This window comes from Kribbella sp. NBC_01484 (genome assembly GCF_036227145.1).
Lineage (GTDB): Bacteria > Actinomycetota > Actinomycetes > Propionibacteriales > Kribbellaceae > Kribbella.
Map to the genome: position 1 here is coordinate 330,963 of NZ_CP109437.1, position 23,404 is coordinate 354,366.

Here is a 23,404-nt window from a genome sequence, read left to right on the forward strand (position 1 = left end):
ACGTCAGCGGGTCTTGTCGCGGCGCTCGAGCAACCGCCACAGCATCGGGGTGAAGATCAGCTGCATGGCCAGATCCATCTTTCCGCCGGGGCAGACGATGGTGTTCGGCCGCGACATGAACGAGTCGTGCAGCATCGACAGCAGGTAAGGGAAATCGATCCCGTGCGAATCCTTGAACCGGATCACGAGCATCGACTCGTCCGGCGCCGGGATCGTCCGCGCGATGAACGGGTTGGACGTGTCGACCACGGGGACGCGCTGGAAGTTGACGTGGGTGCGGGAGAACTGCGGGCACATGTAGTTCACGTAGTCGTGCATCCGCCGCAGGATCGTCTCCGTCACCGCCTCGGTGGAATAGCCACGCATGGCCTTGTCCCGGTGCAGTTTCTGCGTCCACTCCAGGTTGATCACCGGCACGACACCGATCAGCAGATCCGCGTGCTGGGCGACGTCGACCTTCTCCGTGACGACCGCGCCGTGCAGCCCCTCGTAGAACAGCAGGTCGGTGTCATCCGGCAGATCCGCCCACGGTGTGAAGGTGCCGGGGTCCTGTCCGAACGGCGCGGCCTCCGGCTCGTCGTGCAGGTACTTGCGCACCCGGCCGCCCCCGGTTTCGCCGTACTCGCGGAACAGTGCCTCCAACTCCTCGAACAGGTTGGCGTCCGGGCCGAAGTGGCTGAAGGTGTGATCCCCCTCGGCCAACGCCCGGACCATCTGCTCCTTCATCCCCATCCGGTCGTAGCGGTGGAAGCTGTCGCCCTCCACGAACGCGGCCCGCACCTGCTCACGCCGGAAGATCTGCTCGAAGGTCCGCATCACCGAGGTGGTTCCGGCTCCGGACGAACCGGTGATCGCGACGACGGGGTGCTTGGCTGACATGGGATCAACTCCTCAGGCGGTGGCGCGGTACAGGCCGCGGAAGCCGTACAACGGGTTGCTCTGCTCCTCGGGATCGGCGCCGTATTCGGCGTGGTACCGCTCGATCCGGTCGACCTCCTCGCGCGAGCCGAAGACGAACCCGGTCCGCTGGTGCAGCCCGGTCGGCCGGACCCCGAGCACGCGCTCACGTCCGGTCGAGGCACGGCCGCCGGCCTGTTCGATCAGGAAGGCGATCGGGTTGGCCTCGTAGAGCAGCCGGAGCCGCCCTTCCTGCGCGGGATCCTTGGTGTCACGCGGGTACAGGAACACGCCGCCGCGGGTCAGGATCCGGTGCGTCTCGGCCACCAGTGACGCGACCCAGCGCATGTTGAAGTCCTTCTCCCGCGGGCCGGTCGACCCGGCCAGGCATTCGTCGATATAGCGCCGTACGGCGGGCTCCCAGAACCGGCTGTTCGAGCTGTTGATCGCGAACTCCTTGGTCGACTCCGGCACCGTGATGTCCTGCCGGGTCAGGAAGAACTCGCCCAGGGCGGGATCCAGCGTGAAGGCGTGGACTCCGCTGCCGACCGTGAGGACCAGCAGGGTCGACGGGCCGTAGATCGCGTAGCCGCCGGCAACCTGTTCGGTGCCGGGCTGGAGGAAGTCCTCGAGCTCGGCGCCGGACCCGGGCGCGCGCAGGACCGAGAAGATGCTCCCGACCGACACGTTGACGTCGATGTTCGACGAGCCGTCGAGCGGGTCGAACACGAGCAGGCAGTCGCCGCGCGGATACCGCGTAGGGATCGCGTACGGCGCCTCGAGCTCCTCCGACGCCATCCCGGCGAGCAACCCACCCCATTCGTTGGTGCGCAGGAAGATCTCGTTCGCCAGTACGTCGAGCTTCTGCTGCTGTTCGCCCTGCACGTTCCTGGCCCCGGCGGCGCCGAGCACGCCGGCCAGCGCGCCGGACGCGATCCGCTGCGAGATCGCCTTGCAGGCCAGCGCGACGTCGAGGATCAGCGCGTCGACGTCGGCGGTCGAACCAGGGTGACGACGCCGTTCCTCGGTCAGGAACTGCGTCAGCGTCGGGCGTTCAGTCAGCATGGGCGCTCCTCGCGGCGGGGGTGGACTGTTCGAGCACACCAGCACCGCGTCCCGTCGGCATCCACCCGAGGGGTGACCGCAGGGGTGGTAGCCGATCACCGGCTCACCCACACACTCAGCCCTAAGGGTGAATCGGGATGTACGCACTGCTGACTAGCGTCGGTGGCACGCCGCACGTTCGTTGCCGGGAGGCCCCAATGCGCACCATCGACGAGACCGCAGCCGCGATCCTGGAACCACCCAAGGGAATGCTCGTCGTCGACGAGTACGCCGAGGCCCTCGTCGGCGCGGACCGGGCCCACAGGTTCACCGAGGCAGTACTGCACACGGAAGGCCTGAGCGACTACGTCTCCGCCGTCCTTCTGACACCCGAGGCGTTCGCCGCGCTGCGTCCCAGCGGGAGCCGGCCGTTGATCGGCGTACGCATGACGACGCCGGAGATCTCCCTGGCGCACCTGGCCGGGCGCGGCGCGGCGTTCGCCGAGTGGCGCGAGAACCTGTCACCGCTCGACGTTCCCCTGGGCTCTGTCCACATCGGTGCGGAGGTGCTCGCCCGGGGAGCGGCGGCGGCGCAGGCGGCGGGGATTCTTCCCGTCCTCACCATCGCCATGCCGGAGCTCGGCGCCTCCAGCATTACCGTCAGTCAGGCCGTCACGACCAACGCGTTGCTCGCCCTGCGCGCCGAGCTCGACCGGGTCGGTGTCGACCCCAGCCGGCTGCTGTTGCGGATCAACATGGTCATCCCCGGCCTCTCGAACCCGGTGCCCGCGGACTCCGAGCAGGTCGCCCGCCTGACCACGGCTCTCTTGGAGAAGGGCGTGCCGGCCCAGACTCCCGGCGTACTGCTGCTCTCCGGTGGGCAACCACTCGACCAGGCCTGCGCGCACTTGCAGGCCATCGCCGCGGACTCGGGTCATCCCTGGCAGGTGACCTACGGGTTCTCGCGTTCGCTGGTCGCCGCGGCGGCCGAGGCCTGGCGACGCGCGGAGGACGCGGCCGAGAGTGGACGCGTCCTGCTGCAGAACTGCAAGCGGGCCAGCGAATCCGTCGCCGCCGCTCTCGTCTCCAGCGGGGCGCGTTCGTGAGCCACGTCCACGACGCGGCCGTCATCGACAGGTCTCAGCCGCTGCTGGCGAAGTACCGCGGGGTGATCTGCGACCTGGACGGCGTGGTGTACCGCGGTGCGCAGGCGGTGCCGGGTGCGATCCCGAGCTTGAACTCGATGGTTGCCGGAGAAGTCCCGGTGGTGTTCGCGACCAACAACGCATCCCGGACGCCCACGGCTGCCCGGACACATCTGCGCGAGCTGGGGCTCACCGACGAAGGCTGGTCGGTCGTCACCAGCTCGCAGGCGGCCGCGGCGTACGTCGCTGGACGGCTTGCGCCCGGTGCGCCAGTTCTGGCCGTGGGCGGACCGGGCGTTGCCGACGCACTCACCGAGGCAGGTCTGACGGCGGTTCGGGTCGCCGAGCTCGGCAGTGGGACGTCGGTGGAAGCTGTGGTGCAAGGCGCCGGGCAGGACGTGACCTGGCGCGACCTGGCCGAGGTGGCCTACCTGGCCCAGGCCGGCGCGATCTGGGTGGCGACGAACCTCGACGCGACGGTGCCGACCTCACGCGGCTTGGCGCCGGGCAACGGCGCGTTCGTCGGAGCCGTACAGACCACGACGACTGCCGCTCCGCACGTGACGGGCAAGCCGGGTACGGCGTTGTTCGAGCTCGCGTGCTCACGACTCGGGTGCGACCGGTCCGAAGCCATCATGGTCGGCGACCGGCTGGACACCGACATCGTCGGCGCGCGATCGGCCGGAGTGGACTCGCTGTTCGTGCTGGGCGGGGCGAGCAGCCTGCGTGACCTGGCGTTCGCCGAGGACGACGCGAGGCCGACGTACTTCGCGTTCGACCTGTCGGGTCTGCTCCAACCGGGCCTGCACCCGCGACCCGAGCCCGACGAGGCGGTCGCGATCTCACCGGAAGGCGTGTTGTCGGTAGGACGTCCTGTCGCGCGGCACCGGCTCCTCCGAGCCGTCGTGTCGGCTGCTTGGCACGCCCGCGACCACGATCGACCGCTCGCCACGGACCCCGCTACGTGGACGGCCCTCGAACGTCGGCTAGGCATCTAAGCCTGGATCCGTGGACGACATGCTGTGTTCGCTGACACCAGCGATCCAGTGTCCATGAGCTGGGCATCATTTCAGGCTCTTCTGCTGGATGTGCAGGCGAGGTCGGCTGGGCGTGCCAGCTCGACAGGTGGTGTCGGTCCAGGGGTGCTGGTCGGAGGAGGCATTCACGCCTGCCTCCGGCCGGCCACGCCGGGGCCGGAGCGGACACCTCCTGTCGCGCCGGCACGCCCAGCCTCCGGCCGCACCCTCGACAGCCTCCGCAGCCGGACCGGCCGCACCGTCGGCAGCCTTCGCAGCCGGACCGGCCGCACACGGGCGGGCAGGAGCAGTGGCTGGACGGGTTCGTCGTGGCGGCGGGTGGCTCCGGTGGCGATCCGCGGGGCCTGGGACACCATCTGGGGGCCTCGGACAGGCTGTGCGGTGTCCGAGGTCCCCGGTACCTGTCCAGGGTCGCGGCAATCGCGCCGATCAACACCCCCTGGCGGCGCAGCATGTCAGGACCCCGGGCGTCTGGGCGTGTGGACGCTGCCGACCGGACGCCGGGAACCGGGGCTCGCGACCGGACCACAGGCCGTCTCAGGTCACCGGTCCTGGGGCCCGCCCGCTAACCACGACACGGCAGATGCCACCACCCAGCCATCGAGCAGAACAGCCTCATTTCAGGCTCTGCTGCCGGATGTGTGGGTGACGTGGGCGGAGGTCCGGGATCCGGCCTGGCTGGTGAGGTTCGGGTGGCTGGGGTGCAAGGTCGACAGGAAGTGTCGGTTCATCGCAACTGGTCGGCGGAGGTATTCAGCGTGAAACCGGCCCGCCCGGGCAGGGCCCGGCCGATACTTCCTGTCGAGCTGCACCACACCGGCCCACACCACCGGGTGCCCCAGGTCACCGGATCTGGGTCCGTCCTCCGACCAACACGCGCAGACCGCCAACCACCCACGCCGCGACCAGCGAGCGCCATTTCAGGGGGATCTGACCGGATCTTGCCCCTTCTCTCGCGGTATTTCGGGCGGAGAAGGGGCATCTTGAGGGGAGATCCCTTCAAGTGGTTGGGTTCGGTCGACCGAAGGGAGCCGTTGCAGCCGCCGCTTCTCGGACTCAGGCCAAGGCGTGCTCGACCAGGCGTGCCAGGCTCAGCAAAGCCGCGTCCGCAGCCGGCCGTCCCAGCAACTCCAGACCGACCGGCAGCCCTTCGTCCATTCTGCCCACCGGCAAGGTCAGCGCAGGCAGATCCGCCTGTGATGCGATCAGGGTGTTGACCGGCAGCCGCCGACTCGGCAGTCGCAACCGATCGCGATCCCGCCGCGGCGCCGGCACCCGAACGGTCGGGTAAACGAGGGCGTCCAATCCCTGACCTGCCATCACGTCCACGACCGTTTCACGCAGCCGACTCCGCGCGGCCTGCAGCTCGGCCTGGGCCTGAGCTCCGGGTGACGACCGCGTCGCAAGCAACTCGGCGAGATCCAATCCCTCAGGGAAGACACCCTCTTCGTACAGGTCGCTGAAGGATCTGCGGCCACGCGAGGCCAAGAAGGCGTCGATGTCCTCCCGCGCCGCCACCAGGTACGGCGAGCTCTCCCGAAGGAGGTCCCCGAGCTTCGGTACCTGGACCCGGTCGACGATCTGAACCCCGCAGGAGCGCAGACGAGCGAGTGCATCGTCGAATACCGCAGACACCTGCTCTGAGCCGTCCCATTCCATCGGACAGTCGGACAACACGAGCACACCGAGCCGGTAGTTTTCCAGCCGCCGCGGAGGTTCGTCCCATCGCTTACCCGCCAGCACTTCCAGCAGGACCGCGGCATCATCGACGCACCTGGCGAGCGGACCCGGGGTGTCCTGCATCGACACGAGTGCGGCCATCCCACGCGTCGGTACGAGGCCTGTCGTCGGACGCATCCCGACGACCCCGTTGAACGAGGCCGGCACCCGCACGGACCCTCCCGTATCGGACCCAAGCGCTGCCGGTGCGAGCCCAGCCGCAACGGCCACCGCGGATCCACTGCTCGAGCCGCCGGCCTCATGCCATTCCGATCGACTGTTGACGGTGTCGACCCCGGTGGACGAGTCGGACAACCACGACATCGCGAAGTCCGGGGTCGCGGTCTTGCCGAGGATGATGGCTCCGGCTGACCTCAGTCGCCGTACGACCTCCGCGTCGTCTGCCGGAACGTGGTCGCGAAAGACGCGGCACCCGAAGCTCGTGGGAATCCCTCGCGTCTCGAACACGTCCTTCACCAGGATCGGGATGCCGTGCAACGGACCGAGCGGTTCACCCGTCGGCCGGAGCTGCTCGTCGGCCGCCGCGGCGTCGCTTCCCGCCTGCGGATTCAATGCCAGTACGGCGCCCAGCCGCGGGTCGAGCTCGGCGATCCGCGTCAAGCACTCGCCGACGAGGGCGATCGAGGTGCGGACCCCGCATCACCAGGTCGTGCCGGAGTTCGGCCAGGCTCGGCCAAGCAACCATCAGCAGGTGCAGTAGGAACAGAGACCAGAGGAGTCGCTGTAGTAGCCGCAGTCGTGCGACGGTGGACGGGCGGGCCCGACCCATCGCCGGATGATCGTCGCCAGGCTGCACCGGCGGCAGGTTTTCCGGGTGACCAGGGTGCCGGAGTCGGGCGTCTCCCAGTACGCGACAGTCTCGGACTCGTGGTCGGCTTCGCGGCCGCCACAATCGTCCGAGCCGCACACCAGCACCACCTGGTCGACCTCTGAGCTTTCGATCAGCATGGGCCCACCTCCTCAGATCGGGACGCCCCAGGGACGGGACTCGAACTCGAGGCGGTCCGCATCGTCGCGCAGCCGCCGGGCCGCCACGCGATGTGCCTCGACCGACGGCGGGAGCGACGCCCAGTACGGCGTCCGCGAGGCAAGGTTGGCGGCGGCTTCCTCCTCGCGTCGTGCCAGGGCGTAGAGCTGCTGGCACAAGGCTGTGACGAGGTCGGTGGTCCAGTGTCGTTCCCTGGCGATGCTCATCTGATCTCCCGGAGCTGAGGGGTCGTGATCAGATGGTCCGCCGGCCTGTTGCACGGGCGTTGCACCTCGCTGCAACGCCCGTACAGGCCGGGTCACAGCTCGACCGGTACGCCGATCAGCGAGCCGTACTCGACCCAGGAGCCGTCGTAGTTCCGGACCGACGGCTGGTCCAGGAGCTCGTGCAGGACGAACCAGCTGTGCGCACTGCGCTCACCGATCCGGCAGTAGACGACGATGTCGGCGGCGGCCTCGCCGGGTCCGGTCAGCGAGAGCCCGGCACCGGCGTACAGCTCGCGAAGCCGTTCGTCGGCGAGGAAGGTGCCGTCGTCGGCCACGGCCTGGGACCACGGCACGTTGACCGCGCCGGGGACGTGCCCGGGGACCTGCGGCTGCTCCTGCGGGAAGTGCGCCGGCGCCAGGATCTCGCCGGAGAACTCCGCCGGCGACCGGACGTCGAGGATGCTGTCCCGGCCGATGGCGGCGATCACGTCGTCGCGGTAGGCCCGCAGGTTCGCGTCCGCGGGCTGGGCCTGGTAGGCGGCCGGCCGGGGCTTGCGCGCACGGGCGGCCGGCGCATCCGTCAGCACTCGTCCATCGAGCTGCCAGCGCTTGGTGCCTCCGTCGAGGAGGCGCACGTCCCGATGACCGTAGAGCTTGAAATACCAGTACGCGTAGGCCGCGAACCAGTTGTTGTCCCCGCCGTACAGGATCACGGTGTCGTCCGGCGTGACCTGGTGCGTGGTCAGCAGTTCCTCGAAGGCGTCCTGGCCGATCAGGTCCCGGCGGAGCGGGTCCTGCAGGTCGGCTCGCCAGTCGAGGGCGAGCGCGCCGGGGATGTGCCGATCGGCGTGCGCCTGGCTGTTCTCATCCACCTCGAAGACCACCACCGCGGGGTCGTCCAGCCGCTTCTCCAGCCAATCACCGTCGACCAGCACCTGCTCTCGCGCCATCGCTCCTCCTCATTGATTAGTGTACGAATCGTTAGTGTACGTACCGCTGTCCCCTGCTCGATCCGAACACTGCGAACGTGAGACGGCCGGCAGGCAGAATGTGCGCATGACCGAACTCCCGTCCGACTACCACCGCAGGCTTCCGTACGGCGAACGCATGTCAGCCGAGCCGTTGCAGGGCGGACCGTTCTTCCCGTTCGAGGGCGACATCCAGGTGGTGCCGCTGGCCGACCCGGTGCTCCCCGAGCCGCCGCGGCGCGGTGAGCCCGGCGGGGACGCGTGCCCGAAGTGTGCGGATCCGGACGGGTTCGTGATCTGGCGGGACGACCAGTGGGCTCTCAAGGCCGGGTTCCAGCTGAGCGGCCTGCCGATGGTCGCACTGCTCGAACCGCGTGAGCACTACCGGCTCGACAACCTGCCGCCGGAGCTGACCGCCACGCTCGGGCCGATGATCCAGCGCGTGGCCGGCGCGATCCAGCGGATCGACAGCGTGGGGCGGACGCATTTCAACCGGTGGGGCGACGGGAGCGAGCACTTCCACGTCTGGTTCCTCGCGCGGCCGGCCGGGATGATGCAGCTGCGTGGAGCCATGATCGCGGCCTGGGACGACATGTTGCCGAAGCTGCCCGCTGAGGAGTTCGCAGCGAACGCACGGCTGGTCGCCGCCGCCCTCGCGGAGGACGGCGGCGAGGCGATCGGCCTCGGGCGGCACTGACGCCCGAGCCCGATCGGTTCGCGCCTGTGGGGAAACTATTCGGCGCCTGGTGCAAGTTTATTTCCCCACTCGAGTGGGCTCGGCCGGTCGCCAGCGTGAAGATGCGGAGCCTGACTCCCTGCCTCAAGCCCCTCCCGGCCCGGGCTGGGTCAGCGGCGAGGGTTCTGACGGTAGTAGTCGCGCCAGACGAGCCGGTGGATCGGTACCCAGCGCGGGATCGAGCGGATCCCGGGGATGAACGGCACGAGCACCAGCCCGAGGGACAGCACCATCATCAGCGCCCAGACCTGGGCGTCGGCGTTGTCGGAGGTCGAGAACGGCTTGACCTGGTACCAGAATGTGTAGAGCCACATCCAGGGCTGGCCCGGGTAGTTCCCGGTCTCGTTCATCATGCCCCACTGGTCGCCACCGAGATTCCGCGCCCGCGCCTGGTCCTCGAGGTAGGCGCCGTCGGACAGCAGCAGCAGGCCACGCGTCGCATCGCCCTTGTAGAAGTTGCCCTTGGCATCTAGTGCGCCTTCGAGTCCGCCGCTCCGGGCCAACCGCAGGAAGCTCGCCGCCAGGATCGGAACCGGGCCTTCGGCGGGCACGGCCGGGACAGCGGAGGCGTTGGTGTCCGGTGCCGCGGCGAGCGCGTCGGCATAGGTCGCGGCCCAGGCCTGCCGCTGCTCAGGGGTCGCCGCATTCCAGCGGGCCAGTGCGCTTGTCAGCGCGGGGTCGCCACTCACACCGCTCAGCGGTGCGATGACCAGATCCTGCGCGGAGTCGACCGGAATCCGCACCCCTGCCCACCGCTGCAGCGCGAGCGGACCCAGGACCTGTCCGTCCCCGGCGGTGTTGTACGGCGCGCCGTACTCGGCACTCGTGGTCGTGCCGGCCAGCTCACCGGCGGCAGTCGCCACAACGTCGTTCGGTGCATTGTTGGCCCAGTCCGCCAGGCTGATCGACTTCTCGTCGGGTGACGAGAACACCACCGCCAGGAGAACCGTCAGGACAACCACGACGGCCAGCGCCAGGACGAACTCCTTGACCAGGTCGTAGGAGCGGGTGGGAAAGTCGTGCGCATCCGGGGTCCGGTCGCGTCGCGCGGCCCGGTGCGGTGTGGAGGTCGCGTTCATCGCAGGCCCTCCTCGTCGGACTCGTCAGGCTTCACCGCGGTCGGCGACTCCGCGTCGAGCGGCGGGACGACACCGTGCCGGCGGACCAGCACGACATGCGCGACCACCAGGATCCCCAGCAACCCGGGAAGCAGAGCGACGTGCCACAGCAGCATCTGACCCGGATTGAGCACATTGAACCAAGCACCGATGCCGACCGAGTTGAGGCCGTCCTTCGCCTGACCACCGATCCACTGCGCGTCGAAATTCGACTGCGACAGGTATCCGGTGAACGCGGTGCCGATGGAACCCAGGAACGCGACGACCCCGGTCATCCAGGTCAGCGCCCGCCGCCCGCGCCATGCGGCCATGAAGAACTTCCCCCACAGGTGGATCACCATGAAGGCGAAGAACAACTCCACGCTCCACAGATGCAGCGAGTTCACGAAGTGTCCGACTGAGGACGTGTGCCACCAGGCCGCACCGCCCAGCGTCAGCACCACCCCGGAGGCCAGCACCGTCAGCAAAGCAGCCAGCGTCAGCGCGCCGAAGACATAGATCCAGGAATTGACGTACGCCGGTTGCCGGTCCGGCAACAGCTGACCAGGTGGGACGGTTCGTCCGAGCCGGGCGCGGAGACGGGCTGTCCAGTTCCGTGACTCCGGCTGCGATTGTCCCCCGGCCGCCGCGCGGCTCGCGATCGAGGTCATGATCCGGCCTCGTCGTCATCGTCCGAACGGCCCGTCGGGAACGGGACGACGAGGGCCAGTCCGAAGACGACGATCATCGCCACGATAATCACCAGGTTTGTCACCGAGATCTGGATGACGCCCCAGTGGATGTAGCTGCCCTTCATCTGGTCACCTCCGCGGAACCCGCTGTTGCTCCCAGAGTCCGCGCGGGCGGGACCGTTGGGCAGGGACCTAGGCCTCTACCGCACGGGACCAAAGTCGTGCTCTAGCGGTCCTTGGCAGGCCAGGGTGAGTCGGCGGGGCGGAGGGATTCGAAGCCGGGGCCGTTGAGGGCCGTCCAGGCGGCGAGGGAGCCCATCACGAGGATGGGGTTCTGGAGGTGGCCGGCCAGGACGGCGCCGACGACGTCGATCAGGGGGGCCCAGACGGTTTCCATGTCGGCCTCCTCGTGGAGGCGGTCGTAGGACTCGTCGTCGGGTGACAGGTCGCGGGCCAGGAAGATGCGGATCGCTTCGGTGGTCATGCCCGGCGAGGTGAACGCGTCGACCAGGATGCGCCAGTCGGCGGCCTTGGTCGCGGTCTCCTCCCACAGCTCGCGCTCACCGCCCAGGCGGTACTGCTCCCCGTGCACGTCGAGCAGTCCGGCCGGTGGCTCGAGCAGCCGGTAGCCGACCGGATGCCGGTACTGGCGCACCAGCAGCATCCGGTTGTCCTCGTCCAGGGCAACCACACCCACCGCACCGGGGTGTACGACGACATCCCGCACGAACGAGTCCTGACCCGGTGGGGCGACGGTGTCGCGCCGTACCGAGATCACTCGACCGGTCGTGTGCACGACCTCCGACGAGGAGACCGGCCACTGCTCACGGACGTCGGCCAGACCGGCACCGAATCGCAGTTCTGGGTGGTCCTTCATCGAGTCTTGACCGCGGTCTTGCCGGCCGCGGCCTTCTTCGTGACGGCAGGCTCCTCGACCGGGAGCCGGGACTCGCGCTGGCGGACCAGGGCGGCCGCGATCAACCCGGAGAACAGCGGGTGCGGCTTGGTCGGCCGGGATCGCAGCTCCGGGTGCGCCTGGGTGGCGACGAAGTACGGGTGCAGCGAGCGGTCCAGCTCGATGAACTCGACCAGCTCGTTGTCCGGCGACAGTCCGCTGAACACCAGTCCGGCGGTCTCCAGCTTGTCCCGGTACGCGTTGTTGACCTCGTAGCGGTGCCGGTGCCGCTCCTGCACGGACGGAGCGCCGTAAAGGCCGCGGACGATCGAGCCGTCGGCCAGGTTCGCCGGATAGAGGCCGAGCCGCATGGTGCCGCCCAGGTCGCCGGAGCCGGACACGATGTCCTTCTGCTCTTCCATCGTCGCGATCACCGGCTGTTCGGCATCCGGGTCGAACTCGCTGGAGTTCGCGTCCACCAGGCCGGCCAGGTCGCGGGCCACCTCGATCACCATGCACTGCAGGCCGAGGCACAGACCGAGGATCGGGATTCCCTGCTCGCGGGCGAACCGGATCGCGCCGATCTTGCCCTCGATGCCGCGGACGCCGAACCCGCCCGGGATGCAGATCGCGTCGACGTCACCTAGCAGCCGCGCGGCCGCCTCCGGCGTGGCGCACTCGTCGGAGGCGATCCAGCGCAGGTTCACCCGCGCGTCGTTGTCGAAGCCGCCGGCCCGCAGCGCCTCCGCGACCGACAGGTACGCGTCCGGAAGGTCGATGTACTTGCCGACCAGCGCGACCGTGACGTCGTCCTTCGGGTGGTGCACGACCCGGAGCAGCTCGTCCCAGCGGGTCCAGTCGACGTCGCGGAACGGCAGGTTCAGGCGGCGGACGACGTACGCGTCGAGGCCCTCGGTGTGCAGCACCTTGGGGATGTCGTAGATGCTCGGCGAGTCGACGGCGGCCACCACGGCCTCCTGGTCGACGTCGCACATCAGCGAGATCTTCCGCTTGACCCCGTCCGGGATCGGCCGGTCGGCGCGGCAGACGACCGCGTCCGGTGCGATACCGATCGAGCGCAGCGCGGCGACCGAGTGCTGGGTCGGCTTGGTCTTCAGCTCGCCGCTCGGGGCGAGGTACGGGACCAGCGAGATGTGCAGGAAGAACACGTTGTCGCGGCCGACGTCGTGCCGGACCTGCCGGGCCGCCTCCAGGAACGGCAGCGACTCGATGTCGCCGACCGTGCCGCCGATCTCGTGGAGTACGACGTCCACGTCCGGGCCGGCCATCGCCAGCATCCGTTCCTTGATCTCGTTGGTGATGTGCGGGATCACCTGGACGGTGTCACCGAGATACTCGCCGCGCCGCTCCTTGGCGATCACGCTCGAGTAGACCTGTCCGGTGGTCACGTTGGCGACCTGGGAGAGGTCCCGGTCGAGGAAGCGCTCGTAGTGCCCGATGTCCAGGTCGGTCTCGGCGCCGTCGTTGGTGACGAACACCTCGCCGTGCTGGAACGGGTTCATGGTGCCGGGATCCACATTGAGATACGGATCCAGCTTCTGCATGGTCACCCGGATGCCCCGTGCCGTCAGCAGACTGCCGAGGCTTGACGCTGTCAGCCCCTTGCCGAGGCTGGACGCCACACCACCGGTGACGAAAACGTGCTTGGTCTGCTGGAAGTTCGAAGCCCTGTCCACGGGCCTTCAGCCTACCTCTTGTCAACCCCTGGTCGCGACGAGACCCGCATAGATGTCCAGCAGATTCTTCGCCACCGCGTCCTCGTCCGGCCATCTGGCGGCCAACTCCCGGCCTCGCGTCCGCATACCGTTCGCAGTCTCGGGCTCCGCCAGCACCGCCCGAACGCCGTCGGCCAACCCATCCGCGTCACCGGGAAACGCCAGGACAGCGCTGCCCTCGACCAGCTCGGGGATGCCGCCGACCGCGGTCGCCACCACCGGTACGCCGACCTGCATCGCCTCCTGGATCACCAGAGCCCGGGCCTCCCAGTGCGATGTGAGCAAGAACACATCGGCCGCACCCAAGAGGTCGGCGACATCGGACCGATGTCCGAGCAGACGCACCGGCAGTTGTTCGGCGTCGATCCGGGCCTGCAGGTTCTCGCGCAGCGGGCCGTCACCGACAACCACGAACACAGCATCCGGAGTCGACTCGTGCACCCGGGCAGCGACGGACAGCAGGGTCGGATAGTCCTTCTGCGGAGCCAACCGACCCACTGTGAGGACCAGGGGCTGTTGGCCCACGCCCAGTGCCTGGCGCAGGTCGGCAGCCGGCGTGCGGGCCTGAGGGATCGCAGGAGCCGCAACAGGCGCCAGACGGGCATCCCGGGCGCCCAGGCTCTTCGCCAGGTCCACGAGGTCGCTGGAGGCGCCCAGAGTCAGGTCCGCGCCCCTGGCGACCAGGCGCTGGCCCAACCGCATCACGAGCCCACGCGGTCCGGGTGCGATCACCGCGTTGTGCCAGCTGACCACGAGCGGCCGCAACCTCGACCGGTCCCGCAGTGCGGCCATGCCGGCGCGATAGCCGTGCGCGTGGATCACATCGGACCCACGCAGCGCCGGCGCCTGCGTGACGATCGTCGCGGCGCCGAAGTCGAAGTGCTCCGCGGTGCCTGGCGGCGCACACACGACCACCTCGTGCCCGGCGTCGATGAAGCGGGGCACGAGCGAGGCGACGTGCTGCCCGATCCCGCCGCGCGACTCCGCGAGCAGCAGCCCGATCCTCATTGCTTCTCCTCCACCAGACGCCGACGGAACAGTGCGCGGGCATCCGCGCGATCCAGGACCACCGCGACCGCGGCGTACACGATGACAACCGCCAGACCCGATAGCACGCCGAACACGAGTGCCTCGCCCACTCCGGCGTCGTCGGCCGGCAGGGCGACCGCCCAGCCTGCAGCACCGGCCAGCGCGGCGCCGACCACTGCGGCAAGGGTGGCACGGGTCAGTCCGGACAGCACACCAGGCCCGGCTTCACGCTGCAGGACGACGAGTAGGACAACAGCGCCTGCCACCATGCCTACCGACATGGCTGCTGCCAACGCCGGCACCGCGTCCCACTCGGCTGTCAGCACCACTCCGGCAACGGCGACCAGCACCCAGGCCGCCGACGTCACCATAGCCATCTGGCGACCGGAGTGCCGCGCGTAGAGCACGCGACCGACATGCATCAGGACGGCGAAACCGATGGCGGCAGGTGCGAAGGCGACCAGCGCGTGAGCCAGCGAAGACGCAGTGGCCTCGTGCACCGTGCCGTCGTCGTACGCGAAGATGCGTGCCACCGGGACAGCGGTCCCGACCAGCAAGGCTGCTCCCGCACCGCCGGCCAGCATCACCGCGCGCGTTGAGCCCGACGCGTAGAAGTCGAAGCGCTCCCTTGACTCATGCGTCGCAGCGAGTCGCGGGAACACCGCCGTGGTGATCGGCACCGCGAGTACGGCGTACGGGAGCAGGTAAATCGCGTTGGCCCAGGTGTAGACGGCAATGCTGCCCGCAACACCCCTGTGGTTGGCCAGGTAGGTGGTGACGACGAAGGTGAGCTGCTGTGCGATCAGGACCGCCAGGCCGGCCAGTGCGAGCCTTCGAAGCACCGGCCCGACGCCAGGGTCCAGTCGCAGTGTGGGTCTGATCGGCAGGCGCAGGAAAAGCATCGGCACGAGGACCGTGAGCGCCAGTGCGGCCACTCCGGCCGTCGTACCCCAGGCCAGCAGGCCGGCGGCACTCCGTGAGGCGGCGTCGGCGTCAGGCGCCGCGGCTGCGAACAGGAAGTAGGTGGCAATGACCACCAGGCTCGAAATCAGTGGCGCCAACGCACCGGCCGCGAAACGCCTGTGGGATTGGAGAACCGCGGTCGCGATCACGGCGATCGCGTAGCCGAACACCTGCGGCACGAAGATCGCCAGCATCCGCGTCGCAGTCGCCACCGAACCACCGCACTCCGCGCCGGGGTCCAGCATCGCGTCCGAGTACCTACCTGCAAGAACCCAAGCCAGCAAGGCGAACGGCGCCAGCAGGAGGAAGGACCACGAGAAGAGTGCGCCGATGATGCGCCCCTGCGCGGCTCGGTCGCCCCGCGCCACCGGGCCGGCCAGCACCGGGATGACCACACCGGCCAGCGCTCCGCCGGCGACCACCTCGAACAGGATGTTCGGCAGCTGATTCGCTGTGGTGTAGGCCTCGGCGAGACAACCGGCCCCGACGGTCTTCGAGAAGACGAGCCAGCGGCCGAAGCCGGCCACTCGGGCGAGCACGGTGATCCCGGCAATGAGCAGAGCCGCCTGCGCTACGCGCGCTCCCGCGCTCGGCCGGCCGGCCGAGCCGTCTTCGCTCACCTGGGTCGTCGGCCCCACTGGTCGATCTTGTCCAGGACCGGGTTGCCTGCGATGACCTTGGTGAAGCTGACCTTCTCGCTCGCCAGGTTCAGCGCGACGACCGCGCCCAGCACCAGCGTCTTGAGTGGCCGCGGGAGCGATGCGGCGAGCGCCGTACCGGTGATGGCGCCGAGGCCGTTCGCGCCGCAGTCGCCCAGCATCGAACGCTCGCCGAGGTCGGACGGGGCAGAGGCCACGGCCGCTCCGACGACCGCGCCGGCCGGGCCGTTCACGACCGCGAGCGGCGCGTTCACCGCGGCGACCGCCTTCAGCGCACGGCCGGGACGCAGGTCGAGCAGGTTGGTCAGGTTGGCGGTGCCGGCGATCAAGGCGCCGTCGGCAACGATTCCGGCGACCGCCTTCACGCCACTGGACCTGCGCGGCAGCAGCGCCGCGGCGGCCAGGCCGACCGCACCGACGCCGAGGATCTTCACCGCGCCGCTGGTCACTTCGCCACGCTTCAACGCGCCGAAGTGGCCGCGGAAACCCTTGGCCTGCGCGGTGCCGCGCAGATCGTCGTACGCACCGACCGCACCCGACACCGAGCCCGCGAGCAGCGCGGCCGCCTTGACCTTGCCGTCGGACTTCGACGCCGCGACCCCGGCCAGCGCGCCGAGGACCGCGATCGGTCCCTCCAGCAACGTGACCGGCTCACCGCGATGGTTCGTCCGCTCGAACGGCTCCCGGTTCTCCTTCGGCAGCTTGTCCGCGGCGCGTTCGAGCGCGGCGGTGGCGGCTGCCGCGACGGCAGCGCTGAGAATTCCCACGTCAGTTGTCCTTCGTCTGTACGGCCGACGGCGCGACGCCGTTCTTCGCGTCGATGGCGCCGTAGTGCCCCGCCTTGCCACTCGCCTGCTCGACCAGCGCGAAGACGACTGTCATCTGCCCGGAGGGGAGATCGGCCACGTCCACCGAGGAAACGATCTTGGACGCCTCGGAGTCACTCCGCAAGGCCTTGATCAGACCGCCGTTCTGTGCGGTCTCCGGCGTACCGGCCACGACGACACCGCCGCTGCCCTCATCCAGACCCTGGATGAAGTCGACGGAGTCGTTGTACGTCGAGTTGTCCGGCGTCGGCGTCGGCGGCTTGGCGGCCACGACGACGAACAAGGTGGCCCGGTCCTTGATCTGCGACGGCTTCAGCGACAACAGCTTCGCGCCGGTCAGTCCGCTGAGGATCTTGGTCGAGTCGGCGTCGGCCGTCCTGCCTTCCTCCTTGGCCGCGACCCCCCGGGCCAGGATCAGTCCGGCCCGCTGGTACGTCGTACTGTCGGCCGGGAACTGGATGTCCGCGGTGACGAGCTGGGTGACCAGCGACTCGACCAGCTGACGCTGACCGGGGTCGAAGAGCTTGGCGTCCAGCGCCACCTTCGTGGTCACCTGGCCGCCGGCCTTCTCCAGCTCGTCCTGGATCGACGTGGTCAGGTCGCCGTCGGCGTTCGGCATCGTCACGACCACGATCTTCTTGCCGGTCAGCTTGCCGTCGGTCAGCCCGGTGGTGACCTTGGCGACGAAGTCGTCGCGGTACTTGTCCAGGGCCTTCACCTGCACCAGCTCGGCCCGCGCGTCGGCCAGCTGCTGCCGGTCCTTCTCGGCCTGGGCCTGGACGAGCTCGTTGCCGGCGCCCTTCAGCGGGCCGGAACCGAGCACCACACCGGCGCCCAGGGCGAAGAAGATCGCCACGATCGAGACGATGTGGTAGCGAAAGTCGATCACGTGAACAGCTCCCGGATCCAGTAGACGAAGTCGCTCCAGCGCGCCCGCAGGATCGACCAGAGCACGTCGTCGGCGCCGATCGCGACCAACGCCATGCCGAGTGCGAACAGGCCGGCCACGGCCAGCGCGACCACCTGGAAGGTCGACACACGGCTGCGGTACAGCCGGCCGACACCCTTGGCATCCACCAGCTTGGCACCGACCCGCAGCCGGGTGATGAAGGTGCTCGCCATCCCGGAGCGCCCCTTGTCGAGGAACTCCACCAGCGAGTTGTGCGTGCCGACCGCGACGATCAGCGAGGCACCCTTGGAGTCGGCCAGCAGCATCGCGACATCCTCGCTGGTGCCGGTGGCCGGGAACTCGATCGAGTCGACCCCGAGCCGCTCCAGCCGCTCCGAGCCGGGCGCGCGGCCGTCGCGGTACGCGTGCACGACCACCTCGGCGCCGCTCTTCAGCGTGTCGTCCCGCACCGAGTCCATGTCGCCGACGATCAGGTCCGGGGCGTACCCGTTCTCCACCAGGGCGTCGGCGCCGCCGTCGACCCCGATCAGCACCGGCCGGTACTCGCGGATGTACGACCGCAGGGCGACCAGGTCCTCGCGGTAGTCGTACCCGCGGACCACGATCAGCACGTGCTTGCCGTCCATCGGCGTGTGGATCTCGGGGACGCCGACACCGTCGAGCAGCAGGTCGCGTTCGCGCCGCAGGTACTCGAGGGTGTTGGCGGTGAAGGCCTCGAGCTGGCTGGACAGCCCGGACCGGGCCTCGTCCATCAGCTCCGCGACGGTCTGGCTGTCCTGGGTGACGCCCTTGGCGACGACTTCCTCGCCGCGGTAGAGCGAGCCCTCGTGCAGCCGCACCCGCTCGCCCTCGTGCAGGATCGAGAACACCTCGCGGCCGACCCCGTCGACCAGCGGGATCCCGGCCTCGACGAGGATCTCCGGACCGAGGTTCGGATAGCGGCCGCTGATCGAGTCGGCGACGTTCACCACCGCGGCGACCTTGCAGTCGACCAGCGCCTCGGCGCTGACCCGGTCCAGATCGACATGGTCGATGACCGCGATCTCGCCCGGCTTCAGCCGTTTCGTGAGATTCTTGGTACGCCGATCGAGCCGGACCACTCCGGCGGTCCCGGGCAGTTCAGTAGGTCGCGCTCTCCGCAGGCTGGGCAGTTTCATCGCGCTCTCATCCTGCCATGTCAAGAGCCCCTTCCCTGGTCATTTACCCGGGCAGGCCCTTGTTCACGCACTGAAATAACAGTAACGCTGCGTCAAAATCGTCCTTTCGAACGAAATGCGGCGGGGTTCAGCGCTTCTTCCGCCGGGGTTTGTGGCGTTCCGCCGCGAGGGCGAGGAGTTCCTCCGCATGGGCCTGAGCGGCGTCGGAATTCTCCAGGCCGGCCATCATCCGCGACAGTTCCTTCAGCCGGGCATCGTCGTCGAGCGCGACCAGACCACTCGTCGTGACCGAGCCGTCGTCGCTCTTCAGCACCATGGCGTGACGGTCCGCGAACGCGGCCACCTGCGGCAGGTGCGTCACCACGATCACCTGGGTCTTCTCCGCCAGCCGGGCCAGCCGCTTGCCCACCTCGACCGCGGCGCGGCCGCCGATCCCGGCGTCGATCTCGTCGAACACTAGCGTCGGCACCGGGTGCGTGTCGGACAGGATCACCTCGAGCGCGAGCATCACCCGGGAGAGTTCACCGCCCGACGCGGCCTTCTGGAGTGGGCGCGCCGGGCTCCCCGGGTTCGCCGCGAAGCAGAACTCGACCTCGTCGATCCCGTACGGTCCGGCCGTGGTCTCGTGCACCACGACCGACAGCTTCGCGTGCGGCATCGCCAGGCCGGTCAGCTCCTCGGACACCAGAACGCCGAGCCGCTCCGCGGCCTCGATCCGGGCCTCGCGCATCTGCCGGCCCAGGTCGGCGAGCCTCGCGTCCAGCTCTGCCAGCTCAGCGGTGAGCAACTCCACTCGCTCATCGCTACCGTCCAGCTCGGCCAGGCGAGTCGCGGACCGCCTCGTCCACTCGAGGACCTCGTCCACGGTGCCCTGCTCGGCGCCGTACTTGCGAACCAGACCGGTCAGCAAGGAGCGCCGCTCGCTCACCACCGCCAGCCGAGCCGGGTCGGTGTCGACATCAGCGGCGTACGACGACAGTTCGCCGACCAGATCGGCGGCCAGGTACCCGAGTTCGCCGGCCCGGTCCGCCAGCTCGGCCAGCTTGGGGTCGTGCCGGCGCTCCGCATCCAGGACCTGCTTGGTCAGAGCGAGCAGCCCGATCACGTCGTTCGGCCGGGTGGAGTCCATGTCCTCGGTGGCGAGGGCGTCGGCTGCCGTGGTGGCCGCGGTCCGCAGGCCGTCGGCGTACGCGAGGCGGTCCTCCTCGGCGGCGAGCTCGATGTCCTCGCCCGGCAAGGGCTCGGCCTTCGCGACCTCGTCCAGGCCGAAGCGGAGCAGGTCGGCCTCGGCGAGGCGATCGCGCTGCCGGGTGGTCAGCTCGGTCAGCTCGGCCTCGACCTCGCGGTGCCGCTTGTAGGCCGCGGCGTACTCCTGCAGGGGCACGAGCAGGGGCTTGCCGGCGAACGTGTCCAGGGTTTCGCGTTGCCGCGCGGGCTGCAGCAGACGCCACTGGTCGGCCTGGCCGTGGATCGCGACCAGATCGCCGGAGACCTCACCCAGCACGGACACCGGGACGGACGCGCCGCCGAGGAACGCCCGGGACCGGCCCTCCGCGGAGAGCTCGCGGGCGATCAGCAACTCGTCGTCGTCCAGCTCACCGCCACGGTCCTCGGCCTGCTGCACGATCGACTTCGGTACGCCGCTGGCCCGGCCCTCGACCCGCGCCCGGCGGGTGCCGTGCCGCACCAGGCCGCTGTCCGCCCGGCCGCCGAGCAGCATGTTCACCCCGGTCACGACCATCGTCTTGCCGGCCCCGGTCTCGCCGGTGACCGCGGTGAACCCCGGATCGAGGTCCAGCGTGGCGTCCTCGATCACGCCCAATCCGGTGATGCGGATTTCGGAGAGCATCAGGTCTTCTCCTGTTGGCTGTTGCCGTTGCGTTTGCGTTCGGCGGCGCCACGCCAGCCGAGCACCGGGAGATCGAACTTCGCCACCAGCCGGTCGGTGAAGGGCGCCTCGTGCGCCCGGGCCAACCGGACCGGGGTGGTGCCGCGCCGCACCTCGATCTCGGCGCCCGGCGGCACCTCGACCATCCGGCGGCCGTCACACCACAGCACACCGCGCCCGTGCCAGGACGGGATCAGCTCGATCGACAGCCGCGACGTCGGCGCCACCACGATCGGCCGCGAGAACAGTGCGTGCGCGCTGAGCGGCACCATCAGGATCGCCTCGACCTCGGGCCAGACGATCGGACCACCCGCGGAGAACGCGTACGCCGTACTCCCGGTGGGGGTCGCCACCACGACGCCGTCGCAGCCCCAGCGGGACAGCGGGCGGTCGTCGACCTCCACCAGCACCTCGAGCATCCGCTCGCGGGCCGCCTTCTCCACACTCGCCTCGTTCAGCGCCCAGGTGTCGAAGATCAGCTCGCCGGCCAGCCGGACCTCGACGGCCAGCGTCATCCGCTCCTCGACCGTGTAGCTGCGGTCCACCACCACCTGGACGATCCGCTCCAGGTCGTCCACCTCGGCCTCCGCCAGGAACCCGACGTGACCGAGGTTCACCCCGAGCACCGGCGTACCGTGCGGGCGGGCCAGCTCGGCGCCGCGCAGGATCGAGCCGTCGCCGCCGAGCACCATGATCAGCTCGACGTCCAGCGCCGCCTTCTCGTGGTCGTCGACGATCTCCACCGGGTCGAGCTTGAGCGCCTCGGCCTCGTCGCCGAGCAGCCGGACCTGCATCCCGGCGCCGGTCAGCAGCCGGTGTGCCTCGCGCGCCACCTCCACCGCCAGTTCCCGCCCGGTGTGCGTCACCAGCAGCACGCGCCGCGGCTCGCGCTCACCCACCAACGACCCCACCTCTCACTGTGGACCGCTCCGAACAGCGGTCTGGAGCATCGTCTCATCGAGCGCCGACGCTGACCGGCGTATCCACAGGAAGTATTCGACATTTCCTGACGGACCAGGCAACGGGCTGGCCGCGACGCCCGCGATTCCCCAGCCGAGCTCGACAGCCCTGGCCGCCACTCCGCGTACGGCGTCCGCGCGCAACTCGGGGTCGCGGACGACGCCGCCTTTACCGAGCCGCTCCTTACCGACCTCGAACTGCGGTTTCACCATCAGCACCAGGTCACCGTCCGGCTTCGCGACGCCGATCAGCGCCGGGAGCACGAGCGTGAGCGAGATGAAGCTGAGGTCGCTGACGACGAGATCGACCGGTTCACCACCGATGGTGTCGAGGGTCAGCGTGCGGACGTTGGTCCGGTCCATCACCGTGACGCGCTCGTCGGTCTGCAACGACCACACCAGCTGGCCGTAGCCGACGTCGACCGCGATCACGTGAGCTGCTTCGTTGCGGAGCAGTACGTCGGTGAATCCGCCGGTGGACGCGCCCGCGTCGAGGCATCGGCGGCCCTTGACCTGCACCTGGTCGAAGGCTTCGAGGGCACCGATCAGCTTGTGCGCACCACGGCTCGCATAGCCGGGGTCGTCCGTCCCGGACGTGTCGACGAGAATCGGTGCGTCGGCGCCGACACCGGTCGCGGGCTTGGTGGCCACAGTCCCGGACACCTTCACCTTGCCGGCCGCGATCAGGTCGCTCGCGTGCTCACGAGACCGCGCGAGACCGCGTCGTACCAACTCGGCGTCGAGCCGCGATCGCTTGACTCCCTTGGCCACTCAGACCGTCTGGCCTCGGTCACCGTGCTCGGCGTCGGCCTCGACCAGGGCGCTCTGCAGTCGCTCGTGCAGGTCGGCGTACACCTCGGCGTGCTCACTCACCGGCCGGTCGCGCAACTCGTCAAGCCGGGACATCGTCTCCTCCACGAGAGGATGACCCTGCTCGCGCGGAGCGGGATCCTCGGCGGACTCGGCCAGGAAGGAGTGTTCGTGTTCCTGGCCCGGGGACCGCGCGAACTCGGGACCGAACTCCACCTCGGCCGGGTCCACATGCGCGTGCTCCTCAGCCGTCTCACCGGCGGCTGATTCGTCCGGCGACGCTTCGAAGGCTGCTTCGGTGTCGACCTCGGCCTCGGCGTACGCGTGGTTCTGCGGGCCCGGTTCGGTGTCGTAGTCGGGGAGCGCGGGCGCTTCCTCGGACGGGTCCGGTGCGAAGCCCGGCTCGACGTCGGGGTCCACGTCCGGCGGGAATTGCTCGCCTGGATGCTCGGTCATGTCACGCCTTCTCCGCCGGCTTCTCCGCCGGCTTCTTGGCCGCCTTCTTCGCGGCCGGTGCCTTCCTCGCGGCCGCCTTCTTGGCTACCTTCTTCGGCACCGGTGCCGACCAGTCGTCGTCCTCCAGCTCGTCACCGGCCGGCGCGGCAGCGGCGGGCGCGGTGCCGCGGGTCTCGGCCAGCTCGCCCTCGAGCGCCCGCACCCGGCGGGTCAGCGCCGCGACCTCCTCGGCGCGGACGAACCCGAGCCGCGCGACCGCGCCCTCGACCTCGTTCGACACGATCGCCTGCAGGAGCTGACGGTTACTCTTGCTGGTGGCAACGATCTCGTCGGTCAGCTCGCTCACCTTGCTGGTCAGCCCGGTCGTCAGCGAATCCGCGCCGGTCTGCTGCAACAGCGCCTTCGCGGCCGCCTGGGCCTTCTGCCGGGTGACCTCGGTCAGCCCGCTCGCCAGCTGTACGTAGCCGCGCAGTGCGTCCAACACCATGACTGCCTCCTCGCTCGTCCCCAGCAACGGTATCGCCTCACCCCCGCAATACCACCCAGCCCCGCCCCCCAACTGCCC

Annotated in this window: 24 protein-coding genes; 3 read left to right on the plus strand and 21 right to left on the minus strand. The window is 69.5% G+C overall.

The window, feature by feature from the left end; all coding sequences use genetic code 11:
* Positions 1 to 3 precede the first annotated feature (3 nt).
* Together OG555_RS01515 and OG555_RS01520 are read right to left on the minus strand one after the other, a co-directional pair.
* Positions 4 to 879 carry a phosphoribulokinase gene (locus OG555_RS01515; protein ID WP_329480427.1) on the minus strand — a complete coding sequence of 292 codons (876 nt, stop codon included), beginning with the start codon at positions 877 to 879 and terminating at the stop codon, positions 4 to 6.
* 12 nt (positions 880 to 891) lie between these two features.
* Positions 892 to 1,962 carry a class 1 fructose-bisphosphatase gene (locus OG555_RS01520; protein ID WP_329480429.1) on the minus strand — a complete coding sequence of 357 codons (1,071 nt, stop codon included), beginning with the start codon at positions 1,960 to 1,962 and terminating at the stop codon, positions 892 to 894.
* 197 nt (positions 1,963 to 2,159) lie between these two features.
* Between OG555_RS01520 and OG555_RS01525 the strand changes: the two genes are divergently transcribed.
* Positions 2,160 to 3,047 carry a class I fructose-bisphosphate aldolase gene (locus OG555_RS01525; protein WP_329480431.1) on the plus strand — a complete coding sequence of 296 codons (888 nt, stop codon included), beginning with the start codon at positions 2,160 to 2,162 and terminating at the stop codon, positions 3,045 to 3,047.
* Complete coding sequence (locus OG555_RS01530; protein ID WP_329480433.1) at positions 3,044 to 4,084, plus strand: HAD-IIA family hydrolase; 1,041 nt, start codon at positions 3,044 to 3,046, stop codon at positions 4,082 to 4,084. The genes OG555_RS01525 and OG555_RS01530 overlap by 4 nt, the downstream gene beginning before the upstream one ends.
* A 1,095-nt stretch (positions 4,085 to 5,179) precedes the next feature.
* Here OG555_RS01530 and OG555_RS01535 read toward each other — a convergent pair.
* The 4 genes from OG555_RS01535 to OG555_RS01550 all read right to left on the minus strand — a co-directional run bounded on the left by OG555_RS01535 (position 5,180) and on the right by OG555_RS01550 (position 8,007).
* Positions 5,180 to 6,463: an amidase gene (locus OG555_RS01535; protein WP_329480435.1), complete on the minus strand. Its 1,284-nt coding sequence runs from the start codon at positions 6,461 to 6,463 to the stop codon at positions 5,180 to 5,182.
* 84 nt (positions 6,464 to 6,547) lie between these two features.
* Positions 6,548 to 6,811 carry a hypothetical protein gene (locus OG555_RS01540; protein ID WP_329480437.1) on the minus strand — a complete coding sequence of 88 codons (264 nt, stop codon included), beginning with the start codon at positions 6,809 to 6,811 and terminating at the stop codon, positions 6,548 to 6,550.
* Between the two features lie 12 nt (positions 6,812 to 6,823).
* Positions 6,824 to 7,057, minus strand: coding sequence for a hypothetical protein (locus OG555_RS01545; RefSeq protein ID WP_329480439.1), 234 nt, complete (start codon positions 7,055 to 7,057; stop codon positions 6,824 to 6,826).
* Between the two features lie 92 nt (positions 7,058 to 7,149).
* The gene (locus OG555_RS01550; protein WP_329480441.1) at positions 7,150 to 8,007 is read right to left on the minus strand and encodes a sulfurtransferase; all 858 of its coding nucleotides are present in this window, start codon (positions 8,005 to 8,007) and stop codon (positions 7,150 to 7,152) included.
* Positions 8,008 to 8,113: 106 nt separating this feature from the next.
* On the opposite strand from OG555_RS01550, the gene OG555_RS01555 reads away from it, so the two are divergent.
* On the plus strand, positions 8,114 to 8,722 hold the full coding sequence (locus OG555_RS01555) for a hypothetical protein (RefSeq protein WP_329480443.1): 609 nt from the start codon (positions 8,114 to 8,116) through the stop codon (positions 8,720 to 8,722).
* A gap of 149 nt (positions 8,723 to 8,871) precedes the next feature.
* On the opposite strand, the gene OG555_RS01560 is transcribed toward OG555_RS01555, so the two are convergent.
* The 15 genes from OG555_RS01560 to OG555_RS01630 all read right to left on the minus strand — a co-directional run bounded on the left by OG555_RS01560 (position 8,872) and on the right by OG555_RS01630 (position 23,326).
* Positions 8,872 to 9,840: a hypothetical protein gene (locus OG555_RS01560; protein ID WP_329480445.1), complete on the minus strand. Its 969-nt coding sequence runs from the start codon at positions 9,838 to 9,840 to the stop codon at positions 8,872 to 8,874.
* The gene (locus OG555_RS01565; protein ID WP_329480447.1) at positions 9,837 to 10,529 is read right to left on the minus strand and encodes a cytochrome b N-terminal domain-containing protein; all 693 of its coding nucleotides are present in this window, start codon (positions 10,527 to 10,529) and stop codon (positions 9,837 to 9,839) included. Before OG555_RS01565 ends, OG555_RS01560 begins: the two co-directional genes overlap by 4 nt.
* Entirely contained in the window at positions 10,526 to 10,675 is a 150-nt protein-coding gene (locus OG555_RS01570) for a hypothetical protein (protein WP_328518953.1), read from the minus strand. The genes OG555_RS01565 and OG555_RS01570 overlap by 4 nt, the downstream gene beginning before the upstream one ends.
* 101 nt (positions 10,676 to 10,776) lie before the next feature.
* The gene (locus OG555_RS01575; protein WP_329480449.1) at positions 10,777 to 11,427 is read right to left on the minus strand and encodes an NUDIX hydrolase; all 651 of its coding nucleotides are present in this window, start codon (positions 11,425 to 11,427) and stop codon (positions 10,777 to 10,779) included.
* A complete protein-coding gene (locus OG555_RS01580) occupies positions 11,424 to 13,142 on the minus strand; it encodes a CTP synthase (RefSeq protein ID WP_329480451.1) in 1,719 nt (572 codons plus the stop codon). The genes OG555_RS01575 and OG555_RS01580 overlap by 4 nt, the downstream gene beginning before the upstream one ends.
* 21 nt (positions 13,143 to 13,163) lie before the next feature.
* Positions 13,164 to 14,189, minus strand: coding sequence for a glycosyltransferase family 4 protein (locus OG555_RS01585; protein WP_329480453.1), 1,026 nt, complete (start codon positions 14,187 to 14,189; stop codon positions 13,164 to 13,166).
* Positions 14,186 to 15,811 (minus strand): murein biosynthesis integral membrane protein MurJ, encoded by a 1,626-nt coding sequence (gene murJ, locus OG555_RS01590; protein WP_329480455.1) that lies wholly within the window; start codon positions 15,809 to 15,811, stop codon positions 14,186 to 14,188. The genes OG555_RS01585 and murJ overlap by 4 nt, the downstream gene beginning before the upstream one ends.
* On the minus strand, positions 15,790 to 16,599 hold the full coding sequence (locus OG555_RS01595) for a hypothetical protein (RefSeq protein ID WP_329480457.1): 810 nt from the start codon (positions 16,597 to 16,599) through the stop codon (positions 15,790 to 15,792). Before OG555_RS01595 ends, murJ begins: the two co-directional genes overlap by 22 nt.
* Position 16,600: 1 nt before the next feature.
* Positions 16,601 to 17,548: a copper transporter gene (locus OG555_RS01600; protein WP_329480459.1), complete on the minus strand. Its 948-nt coding sequence runs from the start codon at positions 17,546 to 17,548 to the stop codon at positions 16,601 to 16,603.
* The gene (gene steA, locus OG555_RS01605) at positions 17,545 to 18,726 is read right to left on the minus strand and encodes a putative cytokinetic ring protein SteA (protein ID WP_328518946.1); all 1,182 of its coding nucleotides are present in this window, start codon (positions 18,724 to 18,726) and stop codon (positions 17,545 to 17,547) included. Before steA ends, OG555_RS01600 begins: the two co-directional genes overlap by 4 nt.
* Positions 18,727 to 18,853: 127 nt before the next feature.
* The gene (gene recN, locus OG555_RS01610) at positions 18,854 to 20,575 is read right to left on the minus strand and encodes a DNA repair protein RecN (protein ID WP_329480461.1); all 1,722 of its coding nucleotides are present in this window, start codon (positions 20,573 to 20,575) and stop codon (positions 18,854 to 18,856) included.
* Complete coding sequence (locus OG555_RS01615) at positions 20,575 to 21,516, minus strand: NAD kinase (protein ID WP_329480463.1); 942 nt, start codon at positions 21,514 to 21,516, stop codon at positions 20,575 to 20,577. Before OG555_RS01615 ends, recN begins: the two co-directional genes overlap by 1 nt.
* Positions 21,517 to 21,528: 12 nt before the next feature.
* Positions 21,529 to 22,344, minus strand: a complete 816-nt coding sequence (locus tag OG555_RS01620) for a TlyA family RNA methyltransferase (protein ID WP_329480465.1) — start codon at positions 22,342 to 22,344, stop codon at positions 21,529 to 21,531.
* On the minus strand, positions 22,345 to 22,839 hold the full coding sequence (locus OG555_RS01625; RefSeq protein ID WP_329480467.1) for a hypothetical protein: 495 nt from the start codon (positions 22,837 to 22,839) through the stop codon (positions 22,345 to 22,347).
* Between the two features lies 1 nt (position 22,840).
* A complete protein-coding gene (locus OG555_RS01630) occupies positions 22,841 to 23,326 on the minus strand; it encodes a polyhydroxyalkanoate synthesis protein PhaF (RefSeq protein ID WP_329480469.1) in 486 nt (161 codons plus the stop codon).
* Between the last annotated feature and the right edge of the window lie 78 nt (positions 23,327 to 23,404).